This window comes from Ensifer sp. GW821-FHT05G01, from assembly GCF_059419585.1.
The window spans coordinates 100,533-115,217 of record NZ_JBWKSC010000016.1; the positions used below are offsets into that span (position 1 = coordinate 100,533).

Below are 14,685 nucleotides of genomic sequence, written 5' to 3' on the forward strand. Positions count from 1 at the left end.
AGCCCTCCACCGTAAGATCAATCCTGCGCTTCCGCGGCCGCTTCCGGGCTTGCGGCGGCGCCGCCGTTGGTCAACAGCACTTCGATGTCGGTGTTGACGCCGGCCTTCACCGTGAAATCGCGCTGGTAGATCTTGTTCTTGTTTCTCGCAACGGCCGTATAGTTGCCCTCGAGAAGAACGAGCGTCGGGAACGCGCCTTCCTCCTGGTCGACGATGTCGCCGGCCGAAGTGAGGATCGACCAGCCGGTATCGGCGATGGCTTCGCCACCCGCTTCGGAAACCAGCTTCAGCGTCAGCTTTGCGGCCTTGTGCTGTATCGTCGCCTCGGTGAGCTTGCCGGCTTCCACCTGGATGTCGGCGGTGATCACCGCGTTTGTCGTGCCGTAGTTGGAGCTGACATGGTAGGTGCCGGCGCCAAGACGGATGACGGTGCTGGGTTTCACGTCGGCGGCAATCAGCGCCCGTTCACCATCGCCCTGCGTTTCGGAGGAGTAGATGGAGAAGCTGAGTTCGCCCGGAGGTATGCGCACATCGCTGCCGGAGACAGCGTTCAGCGTCATGCCGCCGGCATCGAGCACCAGCACCTGCTTGTCGAGTGCGCCGTCTTCCGGGATGCGGATCTTGCGCGTGGCGGCCGCACGTCCGAATGCGACGTTGACGAAATACTCGCCTGGTACCAGGCTGAAGGCCGTTGATCCGCCTTCCGACGTTGCCAGCAGCGGCAGCTTGCCATCGCTTCCAGGGATGGGGCTGAACACCCGCCAGGTCAGGCCCGCCTCGACCGGGTGGCCCTTGCCGGTGAGAAGCGCCTCGAGCTTCACGTCCTTCAGCGTGCCTTCCTGTGTCGGGTCGGTGGTCATTGGGCTGAAGCCGGTCAGCTTCGGCATCTTGCGCGTTCCGGAAATCGACGGAAAGCTCTCGAAAGCCTCGGTCGCATCCTGCGCCAAGGCGCTGCCGGCGGTGATGCTTGCGAGTGCGACCGCCAAACCGGTTCTAATGAAAATACGAGGGCAGGTGCGCATGAGAGCAGTTGACTTCCTGACTGGGTGACTCCACTTGAGACGCCGGTATGGCATTTTCGTGGCTGCCGGTCGGCGGCAAAATAGTGGAATTCACCCAATATGAAAACCGAAATAAAGCTCGTTGATTATCTCGCGTCCCGGCGATCCATTCCCGCTTTTCAGATGGGTGAGCCAGGACCTGGCAAGGCCGAAGTCGAGGAAATGCTGACGCTCGCCTCGCGCGTGCCGGATCACGGCAAGCTCGCTCCATGGCGGTTCATCGTTTACCGTGGCGAAGAGAGAGCCCGCATCAGCGCCGAATTGAAGACAATGGCACTCGCCAAGAAACCTGATCTTTCGGAAGAAATGATCAAGGTGGAAGAGACACGGTTGTCGCGTGCGCCCGTGGTCGTCGCAGTGGTCAGCAAAGCGGCCCCGCATTTCAAGATCCCCGAATGGGAGCAGCAGATGTCGGCCGGTGCCGTCTGCCTCAACCTGTTGATGGCGGCCAACGCGCTGGGCTACGCTTCCAACTGGCTGACCGAATGGTACGCTTTTGACGAAGCGGCGTATCCGCTGCTCGGTGTCGAGCCGGGCGAAAGGGTCGCCGGCTTTATTCACATCGGCACCGCCATGGTTCCGCCGACCGAGCGTCCGCGCCCGGAGTTGGCCGAGATCGTCACCTGGGTCGGAGAAGAAGCCTGATGTTCTACGATACGGCCGCAAACAGGCATGGCCTGCCGCACGATCCGTTCAAGGCCATCGTCTCGCCGCGGCCGATCGGTTGGATTGGCACCCGCGCTGCGGACGGGTCGCTGAATGTCGCGCCCTATTCTTTTTTCAATGCGATCAGCGACCGGCCAAAACTCGTGATGTTCTCGTCCAGCGGCTACAAGGATTCCGTGCGCAACATCGAGGCAACGGGCGAATTCACCGCCAGCTTCGCAAGCCGCAACCTGAGCGAGGCCGTCAACAAGACCTCGATCGCGGCCCCCCATGGAGAGAGCGAGTTCGAGATTGCCGGATTGACGCCGGTTGACGGCACCTTGGTCAATGCGCCGTTCGTCGGCGAGGCCTATGCGGCGCTCGAATGCCGGATGACCGAAATGTTCCAGCCCAAGGGGCTCGATGGCGAGCCCTCGGACAATTACGTCGTCATCGGCCAGGTCGTCGGCATCCACATTCGCGACGAGGCAATCCGCGACGGTCGTTTCGATATGGCGACGGTGCGGCCGCTCGCGCGCCTCGGCTACATGGATTATTGCGACGGTGGCGATGTGTTCCAGATGGTGCGGCCGACGCGCTGAACCGTTTTCGATTCGCTGATGCCTGCGGCCGATCGCGTCAATCGTCGCTATTCAGCCATGCCGCCTGCTCCGGGGAGCGGCAGACCACGGATGAAAACCCATCCGCGCGGCTGGCAGCAAATGCCTGCCGGGCAGCAAGCTCAGTGATGGCCGTCTGCGGCAGCACGTCGTAACAGGCAAGACCCGCTTCATGGGCGCGAAGAACGGTGGCGGCACGCCCGGCGGCAACAGGTGCCGCCGTGACCTGGTCCTGCCGTACCGGGAGTGGTTCGCAGCCTGTCGCCGCCGCTAGCTTTTGGCCGTCGAACACAAGTCCTTCGAGACGTGGTGAGCTTTCGTGAAGGGAGTAGGGTGAAAGCACGCTTTCCGGGACGGCACCATATTCGGCAAGGATAGCGATCTGTTGCGGACGAGAACCGGTGCTTGCCTCTGCGACACGCAACATGACGTCGAGCTTCTGCACGTCCGCACGGCTCCGGCATTCGGAGAGCAAGACGCCGTCAATATCGTTGCGGAGCAGCGCGAAGAGCGCATCCTCCGTCACGCGGTTGATCGGAGGGATCCGTGCGAAGATGCGACAGGTGCTTCTCGCGACGCCCGCTGGTCGAGCAAGCGTGTCGCCACCAAACCTGAGTTCGACAATGAGGCCATCAACACTTCCGAGGATAGAGGACGGGGGGACAGGCGCTTCGGCGCCCTGAAACAGCAGCGGCTTCATGGTTTTGAAGCGGTTAACGGACATGGTGAACCAATCTTAAACCTTTGCCGGCTAGGTTTCCAACATCAGGTGGCTTTGGGTGTCTAGTGGGGCGTCGGTGATCATACAAGCATTTCTTCGCTGGGTGGAAACGGCGAGAACGGGCGATCGGGCTCGCGCTGCACGAGCCCTCGGCCGGGCGTATGTCGACGCGCAGATGAACGGCATCGATCGTCAGGCCGCCGAAATGGCCATGACCTTTCTGCTCGACGATCCCTCGCCAAAGGTGCGTTTCGCTCTGGCGGACGTGCTTGCCGTATCGTCCGATGTTCCGCGCGCCATCGTTCTCGGCCTTGCCGAAGACCAGCCTGAGATCGCCTATATCGTCATTTCACGCTCGCCCGTTCTGACGGACGATGATCTTGTCGATCTTGCTGCCCGCGGCTCGGTCGAAACGCGGGCGCTGATTGCGGCGCGTACGTTCGTTTCCCGCTCGGTCTCAGCCGCTATCGCCGAAATCGGCGGCGAAGAAGAAATGCTGATCCTGCTGGAAAACGCCGGCGCGCAACTGTCGCGCCGGTCGTTGAAGCGGATCGCCGACCGCCTCGGCCATTCCGCATCCGTCCGCGACCTTCTGCTTGATCGTGCTGATCTTCCAGGTGACGCGCGGCACGCGCTTGTCGAAGAGGTTGGGGCAGCCCTTGCCGCATTCGGCCTGGTCCAGATGGCGATAGGCACGTCACGGGTAGAGCGCGTCACGCGCGAGGCCTGTGATGTCGCAGCGGTCGGCATGGCTGGTGCCCTGGCAGTGAACGAATTGCCGAACCTCGTCGCCCATCTGCGCGAAACCGGCCGTCTGACGCCGGCCTTCCTGCTGCACGCACTTGTCACGGGCCGGGCGGAGTTTTTCTCGGCCGCGATCGTCGACCTCTCCGGCGTTGCGGAAAAGCGCGTTCGCTCGATCCTTTCGAGCGGCCGTATTCATTCGATCCGCGCGTTGTTCGAGAGCGCCGGTCTCGGGCGCGACGTCAGCGAAGCGTTTGCCGAAGCGGTCCTTCTTTGGCGCAGGGATGGCAATACGGGTGCTGACGATTGCCGCGCCTCCGTCTGCTCGGCGCTGCTTACAAGCCTGCGCGGCCAAGGTGCGTCTTCGCCGGCATGCAATGCAATGGCGGAAATTCTTGAGCGACTGGCCTTTGCCGAGCAGCGGCAGTCTGCTCGCGACTATGCTCAATTGGCCGCGCGCCAAGCCGCCTGACGTTGCCTCACCGAAGTTGACGCCGAAGGGGCTACAGCTTCGTTGGGGTCACGCCGCCGGCATACGCGTTGATGCTGATCTCGCCTTCCTGCGTCAGTCGGTGAACCGCCGCGCCACCCAGGAGTAACCGTCCTCGATGTAGTGAACCGGCTTGCTGACGAGGCTTTTCAGCTTCTCGCGGTCGGGGACGGCGCCGGAGAGAAATTCCAACGTCCGTTTCGGCAGGCCCGGTTGCGGCTCGGTCACCTGAGGTGATGGCGTCTCGGGCCGTGGTAGCGGAGCAGCCACCTCCTGCTGCGGTTCGTTGGTTGCAAGGCCGGGGCCGGAGCTCTCGCAGACGGCAACGACCACCGGATAGTTGGCGTTGGAGAAGCGTGGCAGCTGCTTCTGCGAATCCGTATCGCACTGCGCGATTGAGGGCCATGCCCCATCCACGGTCGAAATATATTGGCACTGGTTCACGTCGTGGTCACAGCCAAGAATGGTCATGACGATCAGGGCGGCTTTCATGGTCTAGCTGTGTCCATCTGGTGCATGATTGTGCGTTTTTCGACGTCAACTTATGCCTGTGTGATTCTTCCTGAAATGGGGCGATGGCTTGAATGCGCAGAAACAATTTGTTTCGTCGCGTCATTCGGTTTGATGGGGCAGGTCCGTTTGTTGCGCAATTTGACGTATTGGCTCCCGATACGCCCGACCGTAGTTTCTTCCGCGAACCGTACCAGAACTCAGAATCAGCCATGGATCAAAAATTGCCTGAAGTCACGATTGCCGAAGAGCCGCCGCGGCAGCCGGAAATCCTGCGCCTCCTGGAGATGTCGGACGCCTATGCCGCCTCGCTCTATCCCGCCGAAAGCAATCATCTTGTCGATGTATCGGCGCTGGAGCAGCCGGACGTATCATTCTTCGTTGCCCGCTTCGACGGGGCGATCGTCGGTTGCTGCGCGCTGGTGGAAGCCGGCGATGGCACGGCGGAGATCAAGCGCATGTTCGTCGATCCGCAAGCGCGGGGGCTGAAAGTCGGCAAGCACCTTTTACAGACACTCGAGCATCACGCCGTGAGCATCGGGCTTGACGTGATCCGACTTGAAACCGGCATTCACCAACCGGAAGCAATCGGACTTTACAGAAACAGCGGATATGTCGAGCGTCCGCCTTTCGGCGGCTATCAGCTGGACCCGCTAAGCCTGTTCATGGAGAAGGTGCTGCAGCCGGCTGATCTCGACGGATAGGCCTTGTCGCTTCTGGCGCCACAGCGGGTGCCCGTCTGCCTGCAGGCAGATAGGCACCGCGACGGATCGGTCGATCAGATGTCGAGATTGTCGGCGAACACTGCCCGCTCCTGGATAAAGCGAAAGCGTGCGTCAGCCTTCGTACCCATCAGGTTGTCGACGGCTTCGCGCGTGCCTTCGAAATCGACGTCGTCGATCTGCACCTTCAGCAGCGTGCGGAACTTCGGGTCCATCGTCGTTTCCTTGAGCTGGGCCGGCAGCATCTCGCCAAGACCCTTGAAACGGCCGACTTCCACCTTGCCGCGACCGTTGAATTCGGTGCGCATCAGTTCTTCACGATGGGCATCGTCGCGCGCGTAAAGCGTCTTTGAGCCCTGGCTCAGGCGATAAAGCGGCGGCACGGCGAGATAGAGGTGGCCGCCGCGGATGAGCTCGGGCATCTCCTGATAGAAGAAGGTGATCAGCAGCGAGGCGATATGTGCGCCGTCGACGTCGGCGTCGGTCATGACGACGATGCGCTCGTAGCGAAGATCCTCTTCGCGGTACTTGCTGCGCGTGCCACAGCCGAGCGCCTGGATCAGGTCGGCGATCTGCTGGTTGGCGCCCTGCTTTTCGCGGCCGGCGCTGGCGACGTTCAGGATCTTGCCGCGCAGCGGCAGGATGGCCTGGTTGGCGCGATTGCGCGCCTGCTTGGCCGAGCCGCCAGCCGAATCCCCTTCGACGATGAAAAGTTCGGCGCCATCAGCGGTGTTCTGCGAGCAGTCGGCAAGCTTGCCGGGCAGGCGCAGCTTGCGCACGGCGGTCTTGCGGTTGACTTCCTTTTCCTTGCGGCGGCGAACGCGCTCGTCGGCACGCTCGATCACCCATTCGAGCAGCTTTGCAGCCTCCGCCGGATTGTCGGCAAGATAATGGTCGAAGGGGTCGCGCAAGGCGTTTTCGACGATGCGCTGCGCCTCGACGGTTGCCAGCTTGTCCTTCGTCTGGCCGACGAATTCCGGTTCGCGGATGAAAACCGACAGCATGCCGGCGGCTGAAATCATCACGTCATCGGTGGTGATGATCGCGGCACGCTTGTTCTGCGTCAGCTCGGCGTAGTTCTTCAGACCCTTGGTGAGCGCGATGCGGAAACCCGCCTCGTGCGTCCCGCCTTCGGGTGTGGGAATGGTGTTGCAATAGGAATGGACCTGCTGGTCGCCGCCGTACCAGGTGACCGCCCATTCGAGCGAGCCGTGGCCGTTCGATTTCTCGGATTTGCCGGCAAAGATCTCGCGGGTGACGGTGAATTCCTTGCCGAGCGTGGCGGCGAGATAGTCCTTCAGGCCGCCCGGGAAATGGAACACCGCCCGATCCGGAATTTCGGAGCCTTCCAGCAGCAGCGACGGATCGCACGACCAGCGGATCTCGACGCCGCCGAACAGATAGGCCTTGGAGCGGGCCATGCGGAATAGCCGCGCCGGCTCGAAGCGGGCATGCGGTCCGAAGATCTGCGGATCGGGATGAAAGCGAACCCGCGTTCCGCGCCGATTGTGGACGTCACCTAGTTCTTCCAGCCCGCCCTGCGGTACGCCGCGCGAAAAGCGCTGACGATAAAGCTTGCGGTTTCTGGCGACCTCGACCTCCAGATCGTCCGAAAGCGCGTTCACCACGGAAACGCCGACGCCGTGCAGACCGCCGGAGGTCTCGTACGCCTTGCCATCGAACTTGCCGCCCGCATGCAGCACCGTCATGACGACTTCGAGCGTCGATTTTCCGGGGAATTTGGGGTGGTTTTCGACCGGAATACCGCGGCCGTTGTCGGTCACCGACAGATAGCCGTCGGCATCGAGATGGACGTCGATGAAGTTGGCATGGCCCGCCACCGCTTCGTCCATCGAATTGTCGATGACTTCGGCGAAGAGATGGTGCAGCGCCTTTTCGTCGGTGCCGCCGATATACATGCCCGGACGCCGACGGACCGGCTCCAGCCCTTCCAACACCTCGATTGCCGAAGCGTCGTAGTCGTCGCTGCCGCTGTTCTTGGGGGCAGGGCGCGGTTCCTCACGCGGGACCGGTGCCGCTCGTGCAGCGGGCGCGGCTTCCGGCGCAACGGGCTTCGGTTGTTCGGGCATTGCAGAGAAGAGGTCGTTGCTGTCGTCCATGGGGCGTCTAGATCATTCCTGTCGTGCGGAGGTGGTCAAGGCCATAGCAAGACCGTGGTCTTGTCGCCATCCCCAGTCATTCGAATCACCCGAATTCTGCCAGACTCTTGCCGATTGTGCGAACAAAAGGAGAATGGCGGCGCCGAATGCCTGCAAATTAAAGCCTGAGCGTTGGCACCTGTCACCAACTGTTGCTTTGGTGCCGAGCCGATGGCAAGGCTTTGCGACGAACCAGGGAGCCCTTCGTTGTCCGTGTCCACAGCTCATTTTTGCTTTCGTCGGCTTAGCGCCATCGTGCTGTCCTTCGGGCTTGTTGCCGGGGCCACTACTTCCGCCGCGGCGCAGGTGTTGAAGCCATACAAGGATGATCTGTTTTCCTACGGCACCGTGCTTGAGCAGAGCGACAACGGCGATTACCGCGTCGTCGATTATCAGGAGCTGCGCGACATCAATGGGCGTGACGAAATTCCAGAGCGGCGGGTCAAGCGTGCCTTCGTTTCGCTTGGTGTCAAGGGAGATCAAGTCAACGAAACTATCGAAATCGGTGGGCGTTCTCTTGATGTAACACGCGTCGGTCGGGAGCAGGGCGCCGCATTCAGCGTAATCTTCATCCACGGGCGAGGCGGCGACCGGCGGCTAGGCGCCAACGACTTTTCGTTCGGTGGCAACTTCAATCGCCTGAAGAACCTGGCTGTCGCCAATGGCGGCGTCTACTATGCACCGAGCGTCCGGTCGTTCGATACGGCCGGGGCGGCGGATGTTGCCGGCTTGATCAAGCTTGTTGCCGAGCGCTCCGGCGGTCGGCCGGTCGTGCTGGCTTGCGCTTCCATGGGCAGCTTCATCTGCTGGGGTGTGGCCCGAGATGCCGGTGCCGTTGCGGCCCTTGGCGGCATGATGATCATGGGCGGCGTCGCCGATCCCGAATTCACCAAGAGTGCCGCGTACAAGGCAAGGCTGCCGATGTTCTTCAGCCATGGCAGCAAGGATAGCGTCTATCCGGCCGAGAGCCAGAAGGCCCTCTATGGTGCGTTGAAAGGGCAGGGATACCCGACCCGCTTCGTGCTGTTTGAAACCGGTTCGCACGGAACGCCGGTTCGCATGACCGATTGGCGCGACGCCTTGAACTGGATCGGCAGTCGCTGAAACGCACCGTCCAGCACTCGGCATTTGTTAACCAGACCGGCAATTTCCGGGTGCAACCTGGCCGCTTGTTTCCACCTTTGAAAGCGATCGGCGCGATGATCTTCGGCAGATATTGCTGGGGTATATTTCATGGATGCGCGTACCGAAACACGGCAGGTTCCGCTGTGTGTCGACCTGGACGGCACATTGCTGGCCGCCGATACGCTATGGGAAGGCGCCGCGATCATTCTGCTGCGCAACCCGCTGATGCTTGTGCCGATGCTTATGTGGTTGTGGCAGGGCAAGGCACGCCTGAAACATGAGGTTGCCCTGCGCTCGGGCCGAAAGGCGGAGGACTGGCCGTACCGCCAGGTCGTCCTGGACCGCCTGTCGGCCGAACGTGCCGACGGACGCGAGATTGTGCTGGTGACCGGCGCGGCAGCTTCCGTCGCCCACGACGTCGCAGCACATGTCGGCCTCTTTGCGTCGATCATGCATTCATCAGAGACGCTCAACATGACGAGCAGCCGGAAGCGTGACGCGCTGGTCGAACGCTTCGGCAAAGGCGGTTTCGACTATATGGGCAACAGCCGCGACGACATCGCGGTTTTCGACGTTGCGCGCCGGGCGATCGTCGTGGCACCCGATGCGGCCGCCGAGAAATGGCGCCGCAACCACGACGCGGAGAAACTCGACACCGGCAAGGTCAGCATGCTTGCCCCGCTGAAGTCGATCCGGGTCCATCAGTGGGCGAAGAACGTGCTGATCGGCGTGCCGATGATCCTCAATCACGAAGTGCTGCATGTCGATGCGCTCGTGAGTGTTATCATCGCATTCTTCGCGTTCAGCTTCCTCGCCTCCGCCGTCTACGTCATCAACGATCTGTCCGATCTGGCGAACGACCGGCGGCACGCAAAGAAGCGCAACCGGCCGCTGGCCAGCGGTCAGATGTCGGTGCCGACAGCATTGATGCTGGCAGTCTGCCTGATCCTCGCCTCGGTTTCGCTGACCTTTCTGCTTCCCTGGAAATTTGCCTGCGTACTCGCTTTTTATGCCTGTGCGACGACGGCTTACACCTTCGTGCTCAAGCGCAAGCTTCTCGTCGACGTCTTCACGCTCGCCGGCCTCTACACCACCCGTATCGTCGCCGGCGCCGCTGCGACCGGAACGGAGCTCTCCTTCTGGCTGGTGTCCTTTGCGATCTTCTTCTTCCTGAGCCTGGCGCTGGTGAAGCGCTACGTTGAACTGCATGAATTCGACGACAAGGATGGTGGCGCCGTTCCTGGCCGTGGTTACCTCGCGGTCGATTTCGAAATGGTCGGACAGGCAGGCGTGGCCTCAGCCTTCACCTCGGCCCTGGTGCTTGCGCTCTATGTGCACAGCAAGGAACTGCAGGAAATGTACACGACGCCGTGGGCGTTGTGGCCGCTCTGCCCGCTGGTGCTCTATATGCTGTTGCGGATCTGGATGCTTGCACGTCGTGGCATGCTGCACGAGGATCCTGTCGTTTTCATCATGCGCGACTGGCGCAGCCAGCTGACCATGCTGGTCGGGGCGTTACTCATCCTTTTCGGAGCTGTCGGGCCGCAATGAACACGCAAGATTACGAAAGCTGGGGCCGGCTCGATCGCCGGCCGCGGCAGGGCATTTCGCCGGACGACTACGAAGATCGCATCGGTTCGATCGAGCCGGAGACGTTCCTCCCGTTCGGCAACGGTCGCAGCTATGGCGACAGCTGCCACAACGATCTGGGCGTACTGATCGACAATCGCCGCCACGCCCGCATACTCGCGTTCGACCCCGGCACCGGCATGATGACCTGCGAGGCGGGCATTACCCTTGGCGACGTTCTTGCACGTGCCATTCCCCACCGTTTCTTTCTTCCGGTGACGCCCGGCACGGCTTTCGTCACGATCGGTGGCGCGCTTGCCAACGATGTTCACGGCAAGAACCATCATGCGCGGGGGACCTTCGGCAATCACGTCACCGGCTTCACGCTTTTGCGGTCCAATGGCGAACGCTTGACCTGCACGCCACAGGAAAACCCGGAGCTGTTTGCAGCCACGATCGGCGGCATGGGGCTGACCGGTTTGATCCTGACCGTGAGCCTTCGTCTCAACAAAGTGCCGTCGCCACATGTTCAGCAGCACGCCATTCGTTTCGACAATCTCGACGAATACTTCGGTCTGGTCGACGGCGTCGACGAGGAGCATGAATACTCCGTCGCCTGGATCGACCAGCTTGCAACCGGACGGCGCATGGGCCGTGGGGTCCTGCTCGCCGGGGATCATGCGGATGGCTCGTGCGAGTTTCCGGACATGCCGAAAGGCATGAAACTCTCGGTGCCGTTCTCGCCACCTTTCAACCTTCTCAACTTCGCGACGCTCAAGGCGTTCAACGAATACTATTTCCGCAAGGAGAAGCCGGGCGAAACCGTTTCGACGGTGCCGTGGACGTCCTACTTCTATCCGCTCGATGCCATCGGCGCGTGGAACAGGCTTTACGGTCCAAAGGGGCTCTATCAGCACCAGAGCGTCTACCCTGCCGAGAATGCCCGGGAAATCACTGCGATCCTGATGGACACGGCGCGTCGTGCCGGACATGCATCCTTCCTCACGGTGTTGAAGCGCTTTGGGAACGTCGCCTCGCGCGGCCTGCTGTCGTTTCCCCGGCCTGGTTTTACCTTGACGCTCGACTTCGCCAATCAGGGTGAACGGACGGTAAAGCTGCTGGACCGCTTGGACGCGATCGTCATCGAGGCCGAGGGCGCGATCAATCCTTACAAGGATGCGCGCATGAGCCCACAAGTCTTTGAAAAGTCTTTCACTTCTTGGCGGAAGCTCGAGGCGTTGCGCGATCCGGCGCTGACGTCGAACTTCTGGCGCCGCACCGCGTTGGCTTTGTCAAAATGAGAATGCGGACAATTTTATTAAATTAAATGCGCGAACTTCACGGAATATGCGCCTCTTGCGTGTAGTTCAGTTCCCGGGACTGGGAGTAAAACTATGAAATATATTCCATTCATTCTCTTCACTGTGCTGACCAATGCGGCCGCACAGCTGATGCTGAAGCAGGGCATGATGTCGCTCGGGCCGATCTCGATGACGGCAGAGACGGCGATCGTTCGCCTGTTCCAGATCGTTTTCAATCCATGGGTCTTTGCGGGGCTCGCGACCTTCGTCATCTCCATGGCATCGCATCTCTACGTGCTGTCGAAGGTGGAGCTTTCCTTCGCCTATCCGTTCCTGAGCCTGGCCTACGTGGCGGTTGCGATCTTCGCCTACTTTGTTTTCCGCGAGGATCTCAATGCCTGGCGCATCGCCGGCATCGCGCTCATCTGCGTCGGAACGGTCCTGATCGCCCAGTCGGGCATGTCTTCCCATAGCGACGAAACGCCGGCCGATGCGGCTGGAGCAAGAACAGCAGATTTCGGGAGCAAGTCATGAAGCATATTATCTTTGGTGGCGACGGGTTCGTCGGGCGGCATCTGGCGCAGCGCCTCGTTCAGGACGGCGAAGATGTCGTCGTCGCCGATATCGTCAAATCCGATCTGCCGCACTACAGCCGCGCGCGCTTCGTCCATTGCGACGTGACGCAGGTGAGCGATGTGCTGAAGGTCGGCATCGGTCCGGACGACATGGTCTACAACATGGCGGCCAAGATGCTGTCGCCGTTGCAGATCCGCTCGAAGCGTTGGGATTTCTTCTGGCCGGTCAACTACTACGGCGCCGAGAACATCATGAAGGCCATGGGTGTAGCGAACGCCTCGCGGCTTGTGCAGTTCACCACCGACATGATCTACGGCCACACGGTTCAGTCACCGCAGACCGAGGACCATCCGGCAAAGCCGCTCGGCGAATACGGAAAGTCGAAGTGGGCGACAGAACAACTGGCCGTGCAATGGCGCAAGCAGGGCATGAGCATCTCGATCTTCCGCCCGCGCCTGATCATCGGCCCCGGTCGTCTCGGCATTCTCGAAAAACTGTTCAAGCTGATCGACATGAACCTGCCGGTGCCGATGATCGGTTCTGGCAAGGTGCCATACCAGTTCATCTCGGTGTTCGATTGCGCCGAAGCGGCGCGGCTTGCCTGGAAAGGCGGCGTGCCCAACGAGGCCTACAACCTCGGCTCCGACAATCCGCCATCGGTTCGCGAACTGCTCGGCAACCTGATCAAGCATGCCGGCTCAAAATCCTTCCTGCTGCCGACGCCCGCCTTCGCGGTCAAGCAGACGCTTGCACTCTTCGATCTGATCAACAAGCCGATCATGGATCCGGAGCAGTACCTGATTGCCGACGAACTGTGCGTGCGCGAGACGGGCAAGCTGAAGCATCAGCTCGGCTGGCGGCCGGAGTTCAACGACGGCGATATGCTGGTTGCCGCCTATGACGAATATCGGGCCAAGAAGTCCGGTGCCACGATACAAAACGCCACTGCCGTACCGGCCGAGTGAGGGGAATGACCATGCTGGATAGACCGAACCGCACAGCCGTCTCGGCACCGTCGCAAGAAGGTGGCGTCGCAAGGCCAAACCTGCTCACGGTCGAGCAGGCGAAAGCCATGTCGATCGGCGATATCACCACGGCCTTCAAGGACCACCTCAATCCAGGCCAGTTGCACTTCATGAAGCTGCTTGGTTTTCACAAGGTGAAGATCGAAAGCGCCGAGGGCATGTATTACACCGACCAGAACGGCCGGAAGATCCTCGATTTCTTCGGCGGCTTCGGCTCGCTGGCCTTTGGCCACAACCACCCGCGCATTCTCGAAGCGCGTCAGAAGTTCCAGGACGAGAAGCGCCACGAGATCGCCATCGCCTTCATGTCGCAATATGCCGCGGCGCTCGCCAAGAACATCGCCGCCTGCTCGCCCGGTGACCTCGACATGGTCTTCCTCGGGTCGTCCGGTTCCGAGGCGATGGAGGCAGCGATCAAGCTTGCCGAACGCGCCGCCGGCCCAAAGCGACCGAAGGTCGTCTACGCGGAAAATTCTTTCCACGGCAAGACCAAGGGGGTGCTTGCCATCACCGACGGCCAGCTCTACCGCGCCGATTTCAAGCTCACTGACAACACGGTCCGTGTTCCCTTCGCCGATATCGCGGCCGTGGAGAAAGCCTTCCAGTCCGATCCGGAGATCGGCGTCATCGTGCTCGAGACGATCCAGGGCGGCGGCGGCATCATCCAGGCACCGGCCGAGTACTGGCAGCAACTCCGCGCTCTGTGCGATCGCTATGGCGTTCTGTGGGTCGCGGACGAAGTGCAATGCGGTTATGGCCGCTCGGGCCGCTTCTATGCCTTCGAGCATTATGGGGTCGTGCCTGATGTTACCGCTCTCGCCAAGTCGCTCGGTGCCGGCAAGGCGGCGGTTGGCGCGATGATCGCGCGGCGCGAAGTCTACATGAAAGCCTATGGCACATCGAAGACGGCGATGATCCACGCCATGGCGACGTTCGGCGGCATGGGTGAAGCCTGCGTCACAGCGATCGAGGGCATCAACGTGCTCTACGATGATCATCTGATCGATCGCGCCGCCGACAGCGGCGACTATCTGCTTGAGCGTCTGCAGGCGTTGAAGGAGAAGTATCCGAAGATCATCAAGGATGTGCGCGGCAAGGGCCTGATGGTTGGCCTGGAGTTCCAGGATTTCAGCCAGACATTGCCGATGGTACTGCGTCCCGTGGTTTCCGTGCTCGACGACAAGCTGAAGGGATCGCTCTCGGGCTTCATCGGCGCCTTGCTTCTGCGCGACTACGACGTGCTTGTCGCCTTTACCGAATACAATCGCAACGTCATCCGCCTTGAGCCGCCGCTGATCTGCGAACGTGCTCATGTCGACCAGTTCATTGCCGCGCTCGACGCGCTCCTGGGCCGTGGGATCGTGCGTATCGTCAAGGACTTCGTCGGCAGTCAGATCGGCAGCTGATAGCGTTCGCA

14 protein-coding genes are annotated in these 14,685 nt (G+C 61.2%); 10 read left to right on the top strand and 4 right to left on the bottom strand.

Features of this window, described 5'->3' with window-relative positions:
• Positions 1-17 precede the first annotated feature (17 nt).
• Positions 18-1,022, bottom strand: a complete 1,005-nt coding sequence (locus tag AC07UR_RS30460) for an RgsD C-terminal domain-containing protein (RefSeq protein WP_173419778.1) — start codon at positions 1,020-1,022, stop codon at positions 18-20.
• Between the two features lie 99 nt (positions 1,023-1,121).
• On the opposite strand from AC07UR_RS30460, the gene AC07UR_RS30465 reads away from it, so the two are divergent.
• Positions 1,122-1,706, top strand: coding sequence for a nitroreductase family protein (locus AC07UR_RS30465; RefSeq protein ID WP_173419779.1), 585 nt, complete (start codon positions 1,122-1,124; stop codon positions 1,704-1,706).
• On the top strand, positions 1,706-2,308 hold the full coding sequence (locus AC07UR_RS30470) for a flavin reductase family protein (protein ID WP_209792840.1): 603 nt from the start codon (positions 1,706-1,708) through the stop codon (positions 2,306-2,308). Before AC07UR_RS30465 ends, AC07UR_RS30470 begins: the two co-directional genes overlap by 1 nt.
• A gap of 37 nt (positions 2,309-2,345) precedes the next feature.
• Here the strand turns inward: AC07UR_RS30470 and AC07UR_RS30475 are convergent, their stop codons facing one another.
• Positions 2,346-3,050 carry an aldolase gene (locus AC07UR_RS30475; protein WP_209792841.1) on the bottom strand — a complete coding sequence of 235 codons (705 nt, stop codon included), beginning with the start codon at positions 3,048-3,050 and terminating at the stop codon, positions 2,346-2,348.
• Positions 3,051-3,123: 73 nt separating this feature from the next.
• Here AC07UR_RS30475 and AC07UR_RS30480 point away from each other — a divergent pair, with 73 nt between their 5' ends.
• Positions 3,124-4,263, top strand: coding sequence for a DUF2336 domain-containing protein (locus AC07UR_RS30480; protein ID WP_209792842.1), 1,140 nt, complete (start codon positions 3,124-3,126; stop codon positions 4,261-4,263).
• A gap of 93 nt (positions 4,264-4,356) precedes the next feature.
• Here the strand turns inward: AC07UR_RS30480 and AC07UR_RS30485 are convergent, their stop codons facing one another.
• Positions 4,357-4,773, bottom strand: a complete 417-nt coding sequence (locus AC07UR_RS30485; protein ID WP_209792843.1) for a hypothetical protein — start codon at positions 4,771-4,773, stop codon at positions 4,357-4,359.
• Between the two features lie 242 nt (positions 4,774-5,015).
• Between AC07UR_RS30485 and AC07UR_RS30490 the strand changes: the two genes are divergently transcribed.
• On the top strand, positions 5,016-5,495 hold the full coding sequence (locus AC07UR_RS30490; RefSeq protein ID WP_173421007.1) for a GNAT family N-acetyltransferase: 480 nt from the start codon (positions 5,016-5,018) through the stop codon (positions 5,493-5,495).
• 74 nt (positions 5,496-5,569) lie between these two features.
• Here AC07UR_RS30490 and parE read toward each other — a convergent pair whose 3' ends face one another.
• Positions 5,570-7,633 (bottom strand): DNA topoisomerase IV subunit B, encoded by a 2,064-nt coding sequence (gene parE / locus AC07UR_RS30495; RefSeq protein ID WP_173419784.1) that lies wholly within the window; start codon positions 7,631-7,633, stop codon positions 5,570-5,572.
• Positions 7,634-7,843: 210 nt separating this feature from the next.
• On the opposite strand from parE, the gene AC07UR_RS30500 reads away from it, so the two are divergent.
• From AC07UR_RS30500 to AC07UR_RS30525, 6 genes are all read left to right on the top strand, one after another.
• Positions 7,844-8,776 (top strand): alpha/beta hydrolase, encoded by a 933-nt coding sequence (locus AC07UR_RS30500; protein ID WP_209792844.1) that lies wholly within the window; start codon positions 7,844-7,846, stop codon positions 8,774-8,776.
• A 129-nt stretch (positions 8,777-8,905) separates the two neighbouring features.
• Positions 8,906-10,348 (top strand): UbiA family prenyltransferase, encoded by a 1,443-nt coding sequence (locus AC07UR_RS30505; RefSeq protein WP_209792845.1) that lies wholly within the window; start codon positions 8,906-8,908, stop codon positions 10,346-10,348.
• Complete coding sequence (locus tag AC07UR_RS30510; RefSeq protein ID WP_209792927.1) at positions 10,345-11,667, top strand: FAD-binding oxidoreductase; 1,323 nt, start codon at positions 10,345-10,347, stop codon at positions 11,665-11,667. Before AC07UR_RS30505 ends, AC07UR_RS30510 begins: the two co-directional genes overlap by 4 nt.
• Positions 11,668-11,760: 93 nt before the next feature.
• On the top strand, positions 11,761-12,201 hold the full coding sequence (locus AC07UR_RS30515; RefSeq protein ID WP_173419787.1) for an EamA family transporter: 441 nt from the start codon (positions 11,761-11,763) through the stop codon (positions 12,199-12,201).
• Complete coding sequence (locus AC07UR_RS30520) at positions 12,198-13,208, top strand: NAD-dependent epimerase/dehydratase family protein (protein WP_209792846.1); 1,011 nt, start codon at positions 12,198-12,200, stop codon at positions 13,206-13,208. The genes AC07UR_RS30515 and AC07UR_RS30520 overlap by 4 nt, the downstream gene beginning before the upstream one ends.
• A gap of 11 nt (positions 13,209-13,219) precedes the next feature.
• A complete protein-coding gene (locus tag AC07UR_RS30525) occupies positions 13,220-14,674 on the top strand; it encodes an aspartate aminotransferase family protein (RefSeq protein ID WP_412728419.1) in 1,455 nt (484 codons plus the stop codon).
• Positions 14,675-14,685 lie beyond the last annotated feature (11 nt).